The organism is Massilia yuzhufengensis (assembly GCF_900112225.1).
GTDB classification, from domain to species: Bacteria; Pseudomonadota; Gammaproteobacteria; order Burkholderiales; family Burkholderiaceae_D; genus Telluria; species Telluria yuzhufengensis.
Map to the genome: position 1 here is coordinate 182,748 of NZ_FOLD01000003.1, position 18,209 is coordinate 200,956.

General features: G+C 66.7%; 10 protein-coding genes. 5 read left to right on the plus strand and 5 right to left on the minus strand.

Annotated features, from left to right (window positions below; translation table 11 throughout):
• Positions 1 to 69 precede the first annotated feature (69 nt).
• Complete coding sequence (gene tldD, locus BM031_RS04250; RefSeq protein WP_091871583.1) at positions 70 to 1,530, plus strand: metalloprotease TldD; 1,461 nt, start codon at positions 70 to 72, stop codon at positions 1,528 to 1,530.
• Between the two features lie 275 nt (positions 1,531 to 1,805).
• Here the strand turns inward: tldD and BM031_RS04255 are convergent, their stop codons facing one another.
• Positions 1,806 to 4,463, minus strand: a complete 2,658-nt coding sequence (locus tag BM031_RS04255) for a TonB-dependent receptor (RefSeq protein ID WP_091871585.1) — start codon at positions 4,461 to 4,463, stop codon at positions 1,806 to 1,808.
• 56 nt (positions 4,464 to 4,519) lie between these two features.
• Entirely contained in the window at positions 4,520 to 7,396 is a 2,877-nt protein-coding gene (locus BM031_RS04260; RefSeq protein WP_091871588.1) for a TonB-dependent receptor, read from the minus strand.
• 519 nt (positions 7,397 to 7,915) lie between these two features.
• On the opposite strand from BM031_RS04260, the gene aroG reads away from it, so the two are divergent.
• Positions 7,916 to 8,974 (plus strand): 3-deoxy-7-phosphoheptulonate synthase AroG, encoded by a 1,059-nt coding sequence (aroG, locus tag BM031_RS04265; protein ID WP_091871590.1) that lies wholly within the window; start codon positions 7,916 to 7,918, stop codon positions 8,972 to 8,974.
• A 9-nt stretch (positions 8,975 to 8,983) separates the two neighbouring features.
• Here the strand turns inward: aroG and BM031_RS04270 are convergent, their stop codons facing one another.
• The gene (locus BM031_RS04270) at positions 8,984 to 10,690 is read right to left on the minus strand and encodes a diguanylate cyclase (protein WP_091871593.1); all 1,707 of its coding nucleotides are present in this window, start codon (positions 10,688 to 10,690) and stop codon (positions 8,984 to 8,986) included.
• 222 nt (positions 10,691 to 10,912) lie between these two features.
• The gene (locus BM031_RS04275; RefSeq protein WP_229408535.1) at positions 10,913 to 13,780 is read right to left on the minus strand and encodes a TonB-dependent receptor domain-containing protein; all 2,868 of its coding nucleotides are present in this window, start codon (positions 13,778 to 13,780) and stop codon (positions 10,913 to 10,915) included.
• Positions 13,781 to 14,152: 372 nt separating this feature from the next.
• On the opposite strand from BM031_RS04275, the gene BM031_RS04280 reads away from it, so the two are divergent.
• From BM031_RS04280 to BM031_RS04290, 3 genes are read left to right on the plus strand one after another with little or no spacing between them, the layout of a single operon-like run.
• Entirely contained in the window at positions 14,153 to 15,091 is a 939-nt protein-coding gene (locus tag BM031_RS04280) for an ABC transporter permease (protein WP_091871598.1), read from the plus strand.
• A gap of 8 nt (positions 15,092 to 15,099) precedes the next feature.
• Positions 15,100 to 16,110, plus strand: coding sequence for an ABC transporter permease (locus tag BM031_RS04285; protein ID WP_091871600.1), 1,011 nt, complete (start codon positions 15,100 to 15,102; stop codon positions 16,108 to 16,110).
• The gene (locus BM031_RS04290) at positions 16,107 to 17,801 is read left to right on the plus strand and encodes an ABC transporter ATP-binding protein (protein ID WP_091871603.1); all 1,695 of its coding nucleotides are present in this window, start codon (positions 16,107 to 16,109) and stop codon (positions 17,799 to 17,801) included. Before BM031_RS04285 ends, BM031_RS04290 begins: the two co-directional genes overlap by 4 nt.
• Positions 17,802 to 17,811: 10 nt before the next feature.
• Here the strand turns inward: BM031_RS04290 and BM031_RS04295 are convergent, their stop codons facing one another.
• The gene (locus BM031_RS04295) at positions 17,812 to 18,054 is read right to left on the minus strand and encodes a hypothetical protein (protein WP_091871605.1); all 243 of its coding nucleotides are present in this window, start codon (positions 18,052 to 18,054) and stop codon (positions 17,812 to 17,814) included.
• Positions 18,055 to 18,209 lie beyond the last annotated feature (155 nt).

The following is an 18,209-nucleotide window of genomic DNA, read 5'->3' on the forward strand; positions in this document are numbered from 1 at the left end:
CCGCTGCCGTCCGGTACGGACCGCCCGGATATGGCACAATGCCTTCTCCCTACGAACATCGAACGCAAAATGAAACCATTCGAACCGAACCTTTCCTCCCTGGCGGTCGCACGCGACGTGCTGCTGACGCCATTCGGCCTCGACGAGGGCAAGCTCCTCAAGGCGCTGGGCTCGATGTTCACGCACAAGGTCGACTATGCCGACCTGTATTTCCAGTTCACCAAGAGTGAAGGCTGGAGCCTGGAAGAAGGCATCGTCAAGACCGGCAGTTTCTCGATCGACCAGGGCGTTGGCGTGCGCGCCGTGTCGGGCGAGCGCACGGCGTTTTCGTATTCCGACGATATTTCGGAAGCGGCGCTGCTCGATGCGGCGGCGGCGACCCGTACCATCGCCCGCGCCGGTTCCGGCAAGATCAAGATCGCCACGGCGGCGCGCCCGACCGGTGGCCGTTCGCTCTACCTGCCGCATGATCCGCTGGCCTCGCTCGACGCGACCGCCAAGGTGAACCTGCTCGAGCGCGTGGAAAAAATGGCGCGCGCCAAGGATCCGCGCGTGGTGCAGGTGATGGCCGGCCTGGCCGGCGAATACGACGTGGTGCTGGTGGTGCGCAGCGACGGCGTGCTGGCGGCCGACATCCGCCCGCTGGTGCGCGTCTCGGTCACCGTCATCGCCGAGCAGAACGGCCGGCGCGAAGTCGGCTCCTCCGGCGGCGGCGGGCGTTACGATTATGGCTACTTCAGCGACGAACTGCTCGACCAGTATGCGACCGAGGCGGTGAAATCGGCCTGCGTGAACCTGGAAGCGCGTCCGGCCCCGGCCGGCCCGATGACCATCGTGCTCGGGCCGGGCTGGCCCGGCGTGCTGCTGCACGAAGCGGTGGGCCACGGCCTGGAAGGCGACTTCAACCGCAAGGGCTCGTCGGCCTACGCCGGGCGCATCGGCGAGCGGGTCGCGGCCAAGGGCGTGACCGTGGTCGACGACGGCACCCTGCAGGACCGCCGCGGCTCGCTCAACATGGACGACGAGGGCAACCCGACCCAGTGCACCACCCTGATCGAGGACGGCATCCTGAAGGGCTATATTCAGGACACCATGAACGCGCGCCTGATGAAGATGCCGGTCACCGGCAATGCGCGCCGCGAATCCTTCGCCCACCTGCCGATGCCGCGCATGACCAATACCTACATGCTGGCCGGTGACAAGGATCCGGAAGAAATCCTGGCGTCGGTGAAGAACGGCCTGTACGCGGTGAATTTCGGCGGCGGCCAGGTCGATATCACCAACGGCAAGTTCGTGTTCTCGGCCAGCGAAGCCTACATGATCGAGAACGGCAAGATCAGCTATCCGGTCAAGGGCGCGACCCTGATCGGCAACGGTCCCGAGGTGATGAACAATATCTCGATGATCGGCAACGACATGCGCCTGGATTCGGGCGTGGGCGTATGCGGCAAGGAAGGCCAGAGCGTGCCGGTGGGCGTGGGGCAGCCGACCTTGCGCATCGATGGCGTCACGGTGGGCGGGACGGGCTGATACGCTGCGCCTGCGCCTGCGCCTGCGCCTGCTCCGCTCTGCTGTGAAACAACGCCCGGTCTTGACCGGGCGTTGTCGTCTATAGGTGTTGTTTCAGGGCTGGTCGGCGCTGGCGCGCCGGGTATTCGCGTCCATGCGCTCAAGCCAGCGTGACGCAGCGCAATTGGGTCCCGGCCTGCGCCGGGACGACGGTCTTGAAGCCAACGGTGCAGCTTAGGCTGGCCCGGCGCTTCTCCTGTCCGGCGCCCTTGGCTCTGCGGCGGTATCCGGACTCCCTAGTTGAACTTGTACGTCACCCGCGCGTACACCGTGAACCCCAGCGGGTCCGTATAGCGCGGATCGTAGCCCAGCTGGAAGTTGGTGAGCTGGTTGGTGAAGGGGGGCTCCTTGTCGAACAGGTTCTTGATGCCGGCGGTAAATTCGGCTTTCTTGTTGCCGCTGTAGGTGGTCGACAGCGACCAGGTTGAATAGTGGCCGACCTTGTTGAAGAATTCGGGCGCAACCGCCGTGTTCTGGTCGGTGTAGTGCGACATGTAGCGGTTGGCCAGGTTGAAGCTCCAGTCGCCGCGGCTCAGGGAGAACAGCAGGTTGTGGCGCCAGCGGAAGACTGGCGAGGCATCGGCGTAGCGCCCGGCGTTTTCGGTGAAGGGGCCGCCCGGCTCGTTCTGGTAATCGTATTTGTTGACGTAGGTGCTGTCGAGGTTGACGCTGAAGTTGCCGAACCGCGTCTTCGGCATCCGGTAGGCCAGCGACAGGTCGAGGCCGCGGGTTTTCACTTCGCCCAGGTTGTCGGTGATGGCCAGCACGTACAGCAGGCTGGTGCCGGCCGCGTCGTACACGAACAGGTCGCGGTACTTCTCGAAGTTGCCGAACAGGGTCTGCTCGGCCAGCGCATTGAGCTGGTCTTTCAGGCGGATGTTCCAGTAATCCACCGACAGCGTGAGGTTGGCCAGCGGCTCGACGACCAGGCCGGCGCTGTAGGTGCGCGAGCGCTCCGGCGACAAATCGGGATTGCCGCCCTGGCGGACGAATTGCTGCTGGCCGCAGGCGATGTTCGGGTTGGCGCCGGGCGCCGGCACGCCGCCCGGGCACAGCAGCGGGTCGTCGTAGGTGTCCGAGCTATTGGTGGTGGCCTGCGGCCCGTACAGGTCGAACAGGGTCGGCGCGCGGAAGCCCTTGTTGAACGAGGCGCGCACCAGCACTTGCTTGCTCGGCTGCCAGCGCAGCGCCACCTTCGGGTTGAAGCTGCCGCCGACGTCGCTGTAGTGGTCGTAGCGCGCTGCAAAATTGAGCTCGAGGTCCTTGATGAGCGGGACGTTGACTTCGCTGAACAAGGCTCCGATGCTGCGCGCGCCGGCCTGGTCGCTGGCGTCGGCATAGCCGGAGCTGGAGGCTTGCCCGGCCAGTGCGCGGTCGACGAAGTACTTGGCGCGGTCGCGCCGGAATTCGGCGCCGATGGCGAAGCCCAGCGGCCCGCCGGGCAGGGTCAGCAGGTCGCGGCTGGCGCGGGCGTCGATCGCGGCGCTGTGGATGCGGGCGTGCAGGTACTCGCCCAGCAGGAGCGAATCCTGCAGGTACTGCGCGCCGGCCGCGTCCTGGATGCCGAAGGGGTTCAGGATGCCGGACCCGACGCCGTCGATGATGCGCTGGTCGATGACGTAGCCGCCCGTGAAGCGGCTCTTGGCCTTGCCCAGCGAGTAGGAAATGGCGGTATTGTAGTCCCAGCCGGCCAGCGTGCCTTCCAGGCTGGCCAGCAGGCGGTCGGTGATGCTGGCGTCGAAGCTCTTGCGCGGGCCGGTTTCCAGCGGGCGCCACGACACGTCGAGCGGCTCGCCAGTCAGGCCCGGGAAGGCCGGCACCACACCGTTGCCGGGATAGTAGCGGCTGTCGGCGGTCATGATCACGCCGATGCCCGACAGCGGGGGCGGCGCCACCTGCGAAGTATTGGTGCTGCGGCCGTGGACGAATTCCAGGCTGCCGATGTGGCTGCCGAACTTCTTGTTGAGCTTGGCCATGGCGCTGAATTGGCGCGTCCTGGGGATGTTGTCGACGAAACGCGTGTAGTCGAAGGCGCACAGCGGGTCGTCCGGCAGGGGCACGGAGGCGGGCGGCTGGCAGGCCGGGTAGAGCGGGTTGCCGCTCACGCCCAGGTCGGAAAAGAAGTTGGCGGGGAAGGTCGTGCCGCTGACCTCGAACATGCCGCGCTCCGGGCGGATGCCGGTCTGCGAGAAGCTGCGCTCGGTGGCGCGCAGCGGGCTTTGCTGGTGCCAGTCGAGCACGCCCCACAGGCTGAGGCCATCGCGTTCGAGCTCGCCCCAGCCGCCCGACAGGTTCAGGCGCTGCTCGTTGCCGCCGCCATTGGCCCAGGGCTCGTAGCCTTCGAAGGTGATGGCGGCGCCCTGCACCGAGCGCTTGGTGATGAAGTTGATCACGCCGCCGATGGCGTCGGTGCCGTAGATGGCCGAGGCGCCGTCGCGCAGCACCTCGACCCGCTCGAGCGCGGCGATCGGGATGATGTTGAGGTCGACCGAATCGGCAAAATACGGGTGGTTGGCGAGCCGCCGCCCGTTGAGCAGGACCAGGGTCTTGTCGCCGCCCAGGCCGCGCAGGTCGGCCGTGGAGCGCCCGCCGGTGCCCGCGCCCACCGCCGAGGCGCCCACTTCCGAACTCTGGTTCATCGGGATGGCGTTGAGCACTTCCTGGGCCGTGGCCAGGCCCTGCTTGGCGAAGTCGGCGGCGCGCATGGTGGTGATCGGCAGCGAGGTTTGCGCCGCCAGGCGGCGGATCGACGAGCCCGTGATTTCCACGCGCTGCATCGGCGCCGTGGCCGGCAAGGGCGGCGGCGCATCCTGGGCCAGCAGGGGGGAGGCGGCCAGTACGAGGCCGCCGGCGAACAGCCGGCGCAGGCTTGCCGCCAGGGTAGTGTGGTTCATGTCGGGATCCGTTGGTGGTTGGGGAGCGGGCGGGCCGCGCGGCCCGCCCCGGTGCCTCAGAAGGTGTAGCGCGCCCCCAGGGTGAAGAAGCGCCCGACCGCGCCGGCGTAGTCGAGCGGGTTGTACGCTACCGCGCCGTAGGTGAGCGGATCGAGCGGCGCGATCTTGTCGAACACGTTCTGGATCGAGCCGAACACTTCCCAGCGCGGCTGCGGCTTCCAGCGGAACACCAGGTCGACCGTCGTGAACGAGGTCAGCTTGCAGTCGGTCGGCGCGTCGTTGCCGTTGGCGAAGTGCGTGGCGCAGCCGTCCGGGTCGTCCTTGAACGCCGTGTTGTCGATCTTGCCGCGGTATTGCAGGTTGGCGGTCAGGCGGAAGTCGGGGCGTTCCCAGCTGGCGGACAGGTTGGCGCGGTTGTCCGGCGTGCCCACGCAGTTGGTCACGTCGCAGTTGCCGTGGGTGCCCGCGAAGTCGCGCGAACTGCCATCCTGCTCGGTGCGCAGCCACTTGAGCAGGTGGGTCCACTTGGCGTTGAACACCAGGTTGCCCAGGTTGTTGGGCAGCGCGAGGCTTTGGCGGGCGTCGAGGTCGACGCCGCGCACCCTGGTCTGGGCCGAGTTGACGTAGCTGGCCAGCACCGCCGTGATGGCGCCGGGGTCGCCCGGGATGCCGGCTTGCGCCGTGCTGGGGTCGCGCGCCACGCGCCCGGCCAGGATGGCGGCATCGACCTGTTCCTGGTTGATCTCGTTCTTGCGCTTGATCTCCCAGAAGTCGAGCGAGACGCTGGTGCGCGGCAGCGGGTCCCAGATCACGCCCACGTTGAAGCTCTTGGAGCGCTCGGGGGACAGGTCCGGGTTGGGCGAGGTGATGAGGGCAATGCTGGCCGGGTTGCAGGCCGTCGTCACGCCAAGGGCGCAGCGCAGCGGGTCTTCGGCGGTGGAGAAGGCGGCCAGGCCGCCTTCTCCGTTCTCGGCTGCGCTGGGGGCGCGAAAGCCCTTGGCCCAGGTAGCACGCAGCGCCAGCTGGCGCACCGGCGTCCACTTGACGCCCAGTTTCGGGGTGTAGGCATCGCCCACGTCGGTGAAATGGTCCCAGCGCATGGCGCCGGTCACTTCGAGGCCGGGCAGCACCGGCGCCAGCACCTCGCCGTAGGCCGCGAACACGTTGCGCTGGCCTTCATAGGCCGAATAGCCCAGGCCGATGATGTTGCCGCGTTCGGTGCCGGTGGTGGGTTCGAGTTCGGTCGATTCGTGGCGGAACTCGGCGCCCACCGCCACGCCAAGGGCGCCGCCCGCCAGCTTGCCGAACTCGCGGGTGGCGCGCAGGTCGACCTGTGCGATTTCGGTACGGGCGTCGTTCGTGATTTGCGGCGACAGCGCGGCATACACCGCCGCGGAATTCAGGCCCGCGTTCTCGCCGATGCGCCACAGGGTGCCGGCCGGCAGGGCGCGGTAGCCCGGGTTGCCGGCAAGGGCGGCCGCCACGTTGGTGGCGCTGGGATTGAGCATGGCGAACACCGCGTCGCGCTGGAGGTAGCCGGTGCGATCGTTGGTGACCTTGTTGCGCGAATAGAGCAGCGAGCTGTCCCAGTCCCAGCCGGCGCTGGTGCCGCGCGCGCCCACCAGCGCGCGCACGAAGGTCGAATCGATGCTCGAGACGCGCGGCCCGGCGTCGGCGGCCAGGTAGCGCAGGCGCGCTTCACGCCCGAAGTAGGGGTTGTCGGGGTGGTCGGGACCGAAGGCCACTGCGGCGTTGCTGACCGGTCCGCCCGGGAAACCCTGGTTCGCGCTGATGGTCGACGGCGTGGTGCCCGATTCGCTCAGGCTGTTGTAGAAATTCAGTTCGGTGTAGGCCTCGATGTCCTTGGACAGCTTGAGGGTGCCGCGCCCGAACATCGACACGGTTTCCTGGTCGGGCTGGATCTGGCTGTACAGGAAGGGGGCGTCGATCAGGCAGCCGCCGCCCGGGTCGCCCTGGGGATGGTTGCTGAAGTTGCCGCAGGCCGCGCCGGGGAAGGTGCGGGTGAAGCCGGCCCCGGCCAGGTTGCCGCGGTTATAGTAGTCGAGCGTGTCCGGGTTGCGCACGTTGCCGTTGATGGCGCTGCCGGAGGCATTGTTGCCGGTGATGGCGCCGGTGCCGCCCAGCGCTTCCTGCGCGGAAAAGCCCCATTGCCGCAGGTCGCCCTTGCCGACCCAGTCGCGGTTGCCGCGCTCGCGGTTCCAGATCTCGTCGGTCTTCTTGTACTCGAAGTTCAGCAGCAGGTTGAAGCGGTCGGCGTCGATATCGCCCTTGCCCCAGGTGAGCGCGAGGTTGTTCTGGCGGCCGTCGCCCGCTTCCCCGGTGCCCAGCATGCCGCGCACCGTGCTGCCCTGGAAGTCGCGCCGCAGGATGATGTTGACCACGCCGGCAATCGCGTCGGAACCATAGATGGCCGAGGCGCCGTCCTTCAGGATCTCGACCCGTTCGACGGCATCGGTGGGGATGACGTTGAGGTCGGAGAACACCTTCTGGCCGTCGTCGGCCAGGCCATAGGGCGCCATGCGGCGGCCGTTGAGCAGCACCAGGGTGGAGGCCGTGCCCAGGCCGCGCAGCGAGATGCCCGAGGCGCCGGAGGCGAAGCCGCCGCCGAAGGTGGTCGGCACCGAGCCCGAGTTGTCGACCGCCAGCGTCTGCAGCAGTTCGGCGACCGTGGTCTTGCCCGAGCGCTCAATGTCGGCGCGGTTCACGGTCTGCACCGACGAGGCGGTTTCGGCCTGGGCGCGGCGGATGTTCGAGCCGGTGATTTCGACGCGGGCGACCGGCTTGGGCGCGACCTCCTGCGCCAGCAGGGCGGGGGGCGCCGCCAGCATCGTGAAGCCGGCCGATACGAGGCCAACGGCACCGCCGCCGGCGAAGATGCGCCGCAGGGCGCGCGAGAGCAGGGTTTCAGTCATGTCCGGACTCCGGTGAATGGGTTTTCCCTCAGCCTCCGCCCGGTCGCTACTGTTGCGCTTAATCAAATGCCTGAGAGACCTTTCTTGGGAGAACGCAAGAGCAGGACGGTGGCGTCGGGGCTTGAAGCGACTTTTGCACCGATCAATGAACGGCGGCTGATCCAGCTCAAGGAGTGCGGAAAGGTGGGGAATTCGTGTGGGGTTCCTGCAACCGCTTGCCAGATCGCGCCGTCGTAATCAGCAGCGGCGCGGCCCGACAAAAGCCTTGCCAAGCCTCGCACAATGGCGTTATAGTCAAGCGAACAAGGTCGCCCAGGACAGGCCTGTCGACTTCACCGGACATTCCATGCGCAAGCACGTTTTCTTTACCTGCTACTTTTACTTTAGCCATTCCAGCCCCTTGGCGGTGGAGTAGCGGCAGGTTCACGCGACATCAGAACAGTCCGACGCAATCCAGACAAACCGCCAGCGATGGCGGTTTTTTTATTTCCAGACCCAGCCCACCACACGGAGTACAGCATGCCTCGCACCGACGACTTACGCATCCGCGAAATGAAGGAACTGACCCCGCCCGCGCACCTGATCCGCGAGTTCCCGGTCACCCCGGCGGCCGAGCAGACCGCCGCCGCCGCGCGCGTGGCGCTGCACCGCATCCTGCACGGCCAGGACGACCGCGTGATGGTGGTGGTGGGCCCGTGCTCGATCCACGACCCCAAGGCCGCGCTCGAATACGCGCGCCGCCTGGCGCCGCTGCGCCAGCGCTTCGCCGGCGAACTGGAAATCGTGATGCGCGTGTACTTCGAGAAGCCGCGCACCACGGTGGGCTGGAAGGGCATGATCAACGACCCCTACATGGACAACAGCTTCCGCATCAACGACGGCCTGCGCATGGCGCGCGAGCTGCTGCGCGACATCAATGAGCTGGGCCTGCCGGCCGGCACCGAGTTCCTCGACGTGATCAGCCCGCAGTACATCGCCGACCTGATCAGCTGGGGCGCGATCGGGGCCCGCACCACCGAGTCGCAGGTGCACCGCGAGCTGGCCTCCGGCCTGTCCTGTCCGGTCGGCTTCAAGAACGGCACTGACGGCAATATCAAGATCGCCGCCGACGCCATCAAGGCCGCTTCGCAGCCGCACCACTTCCTGTCGGTGACCAAGGGCGGGCACTCGGCGATCGTGTCGACCGCCGGCAACGAGGATTGCCACATCATCCTGCGCGGCGGCAAGGCGCCCAACTACGACGCCGCCAGCGTGGAAGAAGCCTGCCGCCAGCTCGCCGCCAACGGCCTGGCCGGCCGCCTGATGATCGACGCCTCGCACGCCAACAGCAGCAAGAACCCGCAGAACCAGGTGCCGGTATGCGCCGACATCGCGCGCCAGATCGCGGCCGGCGACGACCGCATCGTGGGCGTGATGATCGAGTCGCACCTGGTGGGGGGAAGGCAGGACCTGGTGCCGGGCAAGGAACTGACCTACGGGCAGTCGGTGACGGATGGCTGCATCGACTGGGACACCAGCATCGGCGTGCTGGAAGGGCTGGCCGAGGCGGTGAAGCAGCGCAGGCTGCGGTCGGAGTAAGCCCCCGTTTCAGGACCCGTGCGGTACGGCCGTGGCGCCGGCGTCCGCTTCGTCGGCGGCGCGCACCACGCGGTCGCGGCCCTGGTGCTTGGCCTGGTACAGGGCCAGGTCGGCCGCGTGGACCAGCGCCTGCATGCTGCGCGCGTGCAGTGGGTAGGCGGCAACGCCGATCGACGCCGTAGCGTGGAGGCGGCGGCCGTCGTGCAGGATGTCGCCCGCCGCGATGGCCCGGCGCAGGGCGTCGGCGCGCTTGAGCGCGTCGTCGATCCCGCAGTTGGGCAGCAGCACCACCATTTCCTCGCCGCCCATGCGGCAAGCCACATCGCAGGAGCGCACGTTGTCGCGCAATACCTGCGCCACCTTGCGCAGGACGGCGTCGCCGCCTTCATGGCCATAGCTGTCGTTGATCCGCTTGAAATGGTCCAGGTCGAGCACCAGCAGCGACAAGGGCTCGCCGTTGCGGTCCGAACGCGCCAGCTCGCGCCTGAGCACCTCGTCCATGTAGCGCCGGTTGTAGAGCTGGGTCAGCGGGTCGATGACCGATTGCTGGCGCAGCGACACCCGCAGGCGCACGTTGCTCAGGGCCAGGCCAAGCTGTTCGGCGAGCTGGCCGATCCACGCGCGCTGGTCGTCCTTGCCCTCGCTCAGGCCGGCACCGGTGGCGCTCAGGCAGCCGATCACGTCGCCCTGCGTCACCAGCGGCAGGCACAGGCGGTCTTCCCCGCCCGCGCCCGCATGGCGGCAGGCCAGTCCGCCGGATTGGCGCGTGACCAGGTGCGGGCTGCCGCGCCGCAGCGCCCAGCAGTCGCCGGCCTCGATCAGCTCGGGCTCGCCGGCGGCGCCGCCCCAGGAGGCCTTGCGCTCCAGCAGGTCGCGTGAATTGTTGTAGAGGTAGAGGCTGCCTGACAGTCCCGGCAATAGCTGCGGCAGGTAGCTGGCGACCACGACGGCCGCCTCGTCGCTGGATTCGGACAACTCCAGGGAGTGCATCAGGTCGGCGCTGCGGAACAGCAGGGTGTTCTGCCGCGAGATGCGCTCGTTGGTCGACTGCGTTTCCTGCGCGGCCTGGTTGGCCCGGTGTTCGGCCAGGTCGCGCTGGCGCAATACCCGCGTGGCGGCGGTCAGCACGCCAGCCAGCACCAGGATATTGGTCAGGGTTGCCACCAGGCTGGCATTGGCGGCCGAGTTCGAGACCGACTGCAATCGCTCGCCCAGGTCCGCGCGGCGCGCGGCGTAGCGCTCGATCTCGCTGTCGATCAGCGTGCGCAAGGCATCCATCTGGGCCTTGCCGGTACCGCCGGCGATGAATGCGGCGGCCGGCGCCAGGCCCTGCCCGCGCCGCAGCTCGATCGCACGCGCCACCGTGAGCATCTTGGCCGCCGTGGCGCGCTCGATCGCCTCGAGGCGCGTCGTTTCTGCCGGGCCGGGCATTTCCTTGCGCAAGGCGTGCTGCACCACGGGGATACGATTGACGGCCGTGTGGTATGGGGCGAGGAAGCGCTCGTCCCCGGTCAGCACGAAACCGCGCTGCGCCGTTTCCGCATCGAGCAGCAGGTCCAGCAGGTTCAACTCGAGGCGCTCGATGTTCGAGGCATTGCTCAGCTCGGTAATTGCCACCGCAACTTGGCGTTTGACCAGCAGCGGCAGGATCGCCACCGTGAACATGACGAGGATGATCGCGCCGGCGGCGACCTTGATCTTGGTTTCGAATTTCATGGTGCGAGGAGGGAGGCGTCGCGGTCGCGGTCCACGCCATCCGCAGGAATGGTTGACCGGCAGGGTAACACAGGAGCAGGACGGCTGCGTCCTCGCTGCGGGCAGCGCCGCGGCGGCCAGGAAAAACGGCGCCCCCGGTTGCCCGGGCGCGCCGTGTCGGCCACGCAGCCGGGGGCGCCGCCTCTCCCGGCCGGCGGCGCTCCCTGCTGCCTGGACCAGCCTTTAGAACTTGGCGGTCAGGTTCAGGAAGATATGGCGCCCCATGGCGTCATACACCTGCGGGTAGGTATTGCCGTTGCCCAGGGTGGCGGCGACCACGCCGCTGACGGGTGGATCCTTGTCCAGCGCATTGTTGACGCCCATGCGCAGGGTCAGGTGCTTGTTGAACGCCCACTGGCCGACCAGGTCGATGTAGTCGCGCGCGGCCAGGCTTTCATCCGGCTTGACGAAAGTGCCCGCCAGAAGGTCGTTGTCGCTGGTGGCGTCCAGCTTGACGCTCTTGATGTGGCGCCAGGTCAGGCCCAGCTCCAGCCCGGTCCATGGCGTGGCCCAGACCGCGCGGATCTTGTGGCGCCAGGTCGGCAGCGGGGTCCCGCAGGTGGTGCCATGCAGGCCGGCGCAGTCGTACTGGCCCGAGCCCGGGAAGTCTTCCTGCTTGAACTCCTTCAGATAGGTGCCAATGAAGGACAGGTCCAGTCCGCCCCATGCACCCATCTTGTAGCCATAGTTGGCGCCCAGGTCGATGCCTTTGGTCGAGCGCATGCCGAGATTCTGGTTGGTGGCGATGATGTTGGCGCTGTTGAGCGCCCACAGGCTGCCGAGGCGGTCACGCGTGATCAGCGCGCAGAACTTCGGGTCGCCGGTCTGCAGGCACTGGGTCAGGGTGGTCGAGGCCGGCAGGCCATCGATCACGCCATTGACTTTCATGTCGAAGGCGTCGATGGTCAGGCTCAGGTTGCGCATCGGTGTCAGGACCAGGCCCAGCGTGTAGGAATCGGACTCCTCCGGCGCCAGGTTGGTATTGCCGCCGGTGATCTGGTTGTACTGCTGGGCCGGGCTATCTTCGATCTTGCCGTACTGCGCTGCCGTGACGCCGGTGCGGGCGCACTGCGCCAGCGTTGCGGTCGGCCTGGTGCCGGCGCAGGGGTCGCCCGACATGCCGTACAGGCTCAGGCCCTGCGGGGTGAACAGCTCAACCACGTTGGCCGCGCGGGCCGCGCGCTGGTAGCTGAAGCGCACTTTGGCGGCACTCACCGGCGACCACTCCGCGCCCACGCCGTATGAATCGGTCTTCTGGCCGGTCGAATAGTCGGAGCGACGGAACGAACCGTTCAGGGTCAGGGATTCCGCGAACGGCGCTTTTTCAAGGACCGGGATGCGTGCTTCCGCGTAGTAGTCGCGCACGCTGAACTGGCCGGCCACGCCCAGGGTCGGGCCGCCCTGGCCGGCCAGGTCGCCGGTCTCGAAGGCGGTGTCGGTTGCCAGGTCAAGCTTCTCGGTGCGGTGTTCCCAGCCCAGCGCGATGCCGACGCCGCGGCTGGTGGTCGGCAGCTTGATGCCATACTCGCCCAGGTCGGTCGACAGGTTGATGCCCTGCACGGTCTGGGAGGTGCTGCCTTTCTGGAATCCAGGGGTCTGCAGGTATTTCAATGCTTCTGGTGTGACCTTGCCCAATGCCCAGATGTTGTACGGGACGCAATTCGGGTCGGTACCGTCGACCACACTGCGGCAGACCGGCTGGCCGGCTGCATTGCTCACGACATCGAGGGCGCGGCCAATGCGCTGGTTCGAGAAGTCATTGAAGTAGGTTTCCGAGTACAGCACCTTGCCGGCCTGCAGGAAGGCGTCGTAGGTCCAGTTGCCGACATCGCCCTTCAGGCCGACCACGCCGCGGTAGGAAGTGTGGCGCTGGTCGTCGCGGCGGCCGCCGCCTTCGACGTTGCGGCGGAAGATCAGGGCGTCGGCGGTGTCGCCCGGACCGGTCAGGCCCAGGTCACGTTTCCATGCCGGCGACAGGAACGGGTTTTCGAAGCGGATCGCATTGGCGCCCGAGGCATCGAAGCCGAACAGTCCCGAGGGCGCAATCTGGGCAACAGTGCTGTCGTCGTGGAAGCTCGCTTCCGTGTACAGGCGCATCTGCTCGCTGATGTCGTAACGCGAGAAGCTGCTGAAGGTGAAGCGTTCCGATGGACGGCGGAAGTAGTTCAGCGGGCCGAAATTGTACTGGTCGGTGGCGCCGACGTAGGGGCGGGTGTTGCCGGACGCGTCGGCCACGGTGCGCTGCCCGGCATCGGTGAAGAAGCGGCCCGGGAAGCTGGTGCCGGAGCCGCCGCAGTTCAAGCGCTCGGCCGACGAGAAGCCGCCTAGCGAGCAGGCGGTGAAATCGCGCTCGGACTGCAGCAGTGCATCTTCCTTCTTGTAGCCGAAGAACGCGACGGCGTTGCCGCGGCCGTCAGCGAAGTTGCCACCCAACAGCAGGTTGGCATCCTTGATCTTGCCGTCCGCACCCTTGTCATCCGGAACCGGGAAGTTGCGGCGACGCGAAGCCTCGGCGGCCGGGCCACCGTTTTGCTGGTGGTTGTAGAACGCGTAGTTGGTTTCCAGCTGCACGCCCTGGAAATTGTCGTTCATGATGAAGTTGACGACACCGGCCACCGCGTCCGAGCCGTAGATGGCCGATGCGCCGCCGGTCAGCACCTCGACGCGCTTGATCAGCGCCGCCGGGATCTGGTTCAGGTCGGCTGCGGTATTGCGTGGCGAGCCGGCCGGCAGGCGGCGGCCATTGACCAGCACCAGGGTGCGGTCGGCGCCGAAATTGCGCAGGTTGACGGTCGCGGTGCCGGACGAGCCGTTCGAGATCGAACCACCCTGGTCGGCGAAGACCTGCGGCAGGTTGTTGAGCAGGTTCTCGACCGAACGCGTGCCTTCCAGCTTGATGTCCTTGGCGCCCACCACGGTGACCGGGCTGACGCTTTCCAGGTTGGCGGTCGCGATACGCGAACCGGTCACTTCCACGCGCTGCAGCGATTGGCCTTCGGCCGCCGGAGCTTGCTGCGCGTCCTGCGCATAGGCCGAGGCGGCAAAGGCCATCCCGCCTGCAAACATCAGTCGGACCGAGCGAGATATTACTGTTTCAACCATCATGGCGAATTTCCCAGGTAGGCTCCGCGGCTCTTGTTTTGACGTCGTCCGCAGAGAGGTTTCGATCACATTGCCGTGCAAATAAAAAAACGGCATCTTTTCCTGCTTGGCAATAAAAACATTCGCGTACATACGTTGTCAATTGGAATGTATGTACAAGCTAAAAATACAACTCTCGCCCGGCGGTATTTACAAATCATGTCGGGTGGGTTATGGGACAGACATCAATTGGAATAATCCCCGGGCACCATGGCACACTGCCAACGCGGCCCAATATGCGTTATCGTTACGCCTCTTTTGCCCGCACCCCTGAGGAGCTGCATGCTGAGTTTTATCGTCCGCCGGCTGTGGCAGATGCTGCCGACCATGCTCGGGGTGGTGCTGCTGGTGTTCGTGCTGTTCAACTGGGTAGGGGGCGACCCGGCCTACCTGCTGGCCGGGAAGATGGCCGATACCGCCGCCATCGAGAACATCCGGCGCCAGCTCGGCACCGACCAGCCGATGCCGGAGCAGCTGTGGATTTTCATCAAGCAGATCGTGAGCTTTGATTTCGGCAATGCCTGGAGCACCGGCGAGCCGGTGTCGCACATCATTTCCAGCCGTCTGGGGCCGTCGCTCACGGTGCTGGTGCCGCTGACCATCCTGGAAACCGCGCTGGGCATCGCGCTGGCGCTGGCGATCGCCTTCGTGCGCGGCTCGCTGACCGACCGCGCCGTGATGGTGGCGTGCACGGTGGGGATGTCGATCTCGATCCTGGTCTACATCATCGTGTTCCAGTATGTGTTCGCCTACCAGCTCGGCCTGTTCCCGGTACAGGGCTGGGGCGACAGCCTGGGCGAGAACCTGCTGCGCTATGCGCTGCTGCCGATCATCATCGGGCTGGCGGTGTCGATCGCGCCCACCCTGCGCCTGTACCGCAGCTTCGTGCTCGACGAAGTGGGGCAGGACTACGTGCGCACCGCGCGCGCCAAGGGGCTGGGCGAACGGCGCGTGGTCTGGGTACACGTGCTGCGCAACGCGGCGATCCCGATCATCACCCATGTCATGGCCAACCTGCCGGCGCTGCTGATCGGCGCCTTCCTGCTCGAACGCTTCTTCGGCATCCCGGGCATCGGGCGCGAAGTGATCCTGGCGGTGGAGCGCAGCGATTTCCCGGTGATCAAGGCGATCACGGTCTACGTGGCCGCGGCCACCATGGTGTTCAACCTGCTGGCCGACCTGCTGTACCAGGCGGTCGACCCGCGCGTGCAACTCACCTGACGACCCCGATGACGACTTACGCACACTCCCCGGGACTGTGGGCGCTGGCCTGGCGCCGGCTGCGCGCCGACCGCATCGCGATGGCCGCGCTGGCGGTGGTCGCCGCTTTCCTGCTGATGGTGCTGCTCTCCGGCGCCGGCCTGGTGGCGGCCGACTGGGAAGACGAAGTGGCGGTGAACTACGCGCCGCCCGGCTTCGTGGGGGCCGACGCCGGCGCCCGCGCGCTCGCGGCCGCCCAGCTGCCGCGCGAGACGCCGCCGAACGCCTTCGACCCGCTGGCCGCCGAACTGGCCGGACTCAAGGCGCAGCTCAGGGCCAGCCATCCGCCGGTGGCCAAGGCCACCACCCTGGCCTTCGGCGCCGACAAGTGGGGCCACGACATCGTCAAGAAGACCATCAAGGGCGGCCAGACCTCGATCGTGGTCGGCCTGGTGGCGGCCTTTGTCGCGGTGGGGCTGGGCACGCTGTTCGGGGCGCTGTCGGGGTTTTATGGCGGCGTGGTGGACGACCTGTTCAACTGGTTCTACAGCATCTTCACTTCGATTCCCTCGATCCTGATGATCCTCACGGTGGCCGCCGTGCTGCAACAGAAAGGGGTGATGACGATCGTGCTGATCCTCGGCCTGACCGGCTGGACCGGCCCCTACCGGCTGATGCGCGCCGAGTACATCAAGCACAAGGGCCGCGAATACGTGATGGCGGCCGACGCCATCGGCGCCTCGAGCGCGCGCCGCATGTTCGGCCACATCCTGCCCAATGTCTCGCACGTGGCGCTGGTGCAGGTGTCGATCCTGGTGGTGGGCTTCATCAAGGCCGAAGTGATCCTGTCCTTCCTGGGCTTCGGCGTGCCGGTCGGCGTGGTGTCCTGGGGCAGCATGCTCAACGAGGCGCAGAACGAACTGATCCTTGGTAAATGGTGGCAGCTGGCGGCGGCGGCCAGCGCCATGGCGCTGCTGGTGACGGCCTTCTCGCTGTTTGCGGACGCCTTGCGCGACGCCCTGGACCCGAAACTCAAATGACCCACACCAATCCCGACATCCTGCTGCAGGTACGCGACCTGCGCATCTCCTTCCGCCTCGACCGGAAGACCAGCGTCGAGGCGGTCAAGGGCGTGTCCTTCGACGTGCCGAGAAACAGCACGGTGGCGCTGGTGGGCGAATCCGGCAGCGGCAAGTCGGTGAGCTCGCTGGCGGTGATGGGCCTGCTGCCGGTGGATACCACCATCATCCATCCCGGTTCCAGCGCGCGCTTCGACGGGCGCGAGCTGTTCGACCTGCCACTGGCGCAGCGGCGCGCGCTGTGCGGCAAGGACATCGCGATGATCTTCCAGGAGCCGATGTCCTCGCTCAACCCGGTGTTCACGGTCGGCTTCCAGGTGGGCGAAGTGCTGCGCCGCCACATGGGCATGAACCGGCGCCAGGCCCGTGCGCGCACCCTCGAACTGCTGGACGAGGTCGGGATTCCCGACCCTTTGGTAAAAATCGACGCCTACCCGAGCCAGATGTCGGGCGGCCAGCAGCAGCGCGTGATGATCGCGATGGCGATCGCCTGCGAACCCAAACTGCTGATCGCCGACGAGCCGACCACGGCGCTCGACGTGACGATCCAGAAGCAGATCATGGAACTGATCGCGTCGCTGCAGAAGAAGCACCAGATGGCGGTGCTCTTCATCACCCACGACCTGGGCCTGGTGGGCGAGATCGCCGACCGCGTGATCGTGATGCGCCATGGCGAGGTGCGGGAGGAGGGCGCGGCCGCCCAGGTGTTCGCGGCGCCCCGCGACGCCTACACGCGCGCGCTGCTGCATTGCCGCCCGAAACTTGACCAGCGCCCGTTGCGCCTGCCCGTGATCGACGATTACCTGGGCGGCCGCTTCCTGCCCGACGAACAGCTGCCGCAGCGCACGCGCGGCAGCGCACCCGGCGACGAGCCGGTGCTGGTGGTGAAGAACCTGGCCAAGAGTTTTTTTGTGGCCGACGGCCTGTTCAGGAAACGCGAGTTCAAGGCGGTGAAGGACGTGTCCTTCACGCTGGCGCGCGGCAAGACGCTGGGCGTGGTGGGCGAATCCGGTTCGGGCAAGACCACGGTGGGCCTGAGCCTGCTGCGCCTGCACCGCGCCACCGGCGGCAGCGCGCTGTTCGACGGCCGTGACATCCTCGCCATGCCCGACCGCGAGTACCAGGCCTACAAACGGCGCATCCAGATCATTTTCCAGAATCCGTATGCGTCGCTCAACCCGCGCTTCACGGTCGGCCAGATCCTGCTCGAGCCGATGCGCATCCACCGGATCGGCGCCAACGATGCCGAGCGGATCGGCATGGCGCATGAGCTGCTCAAGCGCGTGGGCTTGCCGGAGCAGGCCTTCCAGCGCTACCCGCACGAATTCTCCGGCGGCCAGCGCCAGCGCATCGCGATTGCGCGCTGTCTGACCATGAAACCGGAAATCCTGGTGTGCGACGAGTCGGTGTCGGCGCTGGACGTGTCGGTCCAGGCCCAGGTGCTGAACCTGCTGCAGGACTTGCAGGACGAATTCGGGATGAGCTACATCTTTATTTCACACGACTTGTCGGTAGTGAAATACATCGCCGACCAGGTGATGGTGATGCACCACGGCAGCGTGGTCGAGATGGCGGACTCGGACGAGCTGTACCGCAATCCGCAGCACGCCTACACCCGCAGCCTGCTGGCGGCGATTCCGCGCGGCGCCTGAAGGCGGACCATCAAGTCAAGCCCAGGTCTAGGCTGAGTTTGCTGAGAACGAAGAAGGTGAGCAGTCCCAGGCCCAGCAGCGACAGCGCGAAGATCGCGGCCACCTTGCCGGCTGCGCGCAGCACCGCGCGCTTCTCCAGCGCCTTGTCCTGCTCTTTCTTGCCCTGGTCGTAGTGCCATTTGATAGCGAAGAACATGCCGGTGCCCAGGGCAACACCCTTGAACGTACCGGCGACTACGGGGAACCATTCCATGATTGTGTGTATTTCCAGGCCATGAGGAGGGAGAGGAGGAGGCGTCCGCGATAGCCATGCACGGAGGCTCATGCTGCACTTGCCGGCCCATTCTACGCAAAAGCGACTGCGAATCATTGGGACAAAGTGTCCCAGTTGAAAACCAGGCAAGTCGA

What these genes read in the sequence shown, in the direction of transcription:
- tldD (WP_091871583.1), top strand. Translation starts at nt 70, where the DNA reads ATGAAACCATTCGAACCGAACCTTTCCTCCCTGGCGGTCGCACGCGAC.
- BM031_RS04255 (WP_091871585.1), bottom strand. Translation starts at nt 4,463, where the DNA reads ATGAACCACACTACCCTGGCGGCAAGCCTGCGCCGGCTGTTCGCCGGC.
- BM031_RS04260 (WP_091871588.1), bottom strand. Translation starts at nt 7,396, where the DNA reads ATGACTGAAACCCTGCTCTCGCGCGCCCTGCGGCGCATCTTCGCCGGC.
- aroG (WP_091871590.1), top strand. Translation starts at nt 7,916, where the DNA reads ATGCCTCGCACCGACGACTTACGCATCCGCGAAATGAAGGAACTGACC.
- BM031_RS04270 (WP_091871593.1), bottom strand. Translation starts at nt 10,690, where the DNA reads ATGAAATTCGAAACCAAGATCAAGGTCGCCGCCGGCGCGATCATCCTC.
- BM031_RS04275 (WP_229408535.1), bottom strand. Translation starts at nt 13,780, where the DNA reads ATGGCCTTTGCCGCCTCGGCCTATGCGCAGGACGCGCAGCAAGCTCCG.
- BM031_RS04280 (WP_091871598.1), top strand. Translation starts at nt 14,153, where the DNA reads ATGCTGAGTTTTATCGTCCGCCGGCTGTGGCAGATGCTGCCGACCATG.
- BM031_RS04285 (WP_091871600.1), top strand. Translation starts at nt 15,100, where the DNA reads ATGACGACTTACGCACACTCCCCGGGACTGTGGGCGCTGGCCTGGCGC.
- BM031_RS04290 (WP_091871603.1), top strand. Translation starts at nt 16,107, where the DNA reads ATGACCCACACCAATCCCGACATCCTGCTGCAGGTACGCGACCTGCGC.
- BM031_RS04295 (WP_091871605.1), bottom strand. Translation starts at nt 18,054, where the DNA reads ATGGAATGGTTCCCCGTAGTCGCCGGTACGTTCAAGGGTGTTGCCCTG.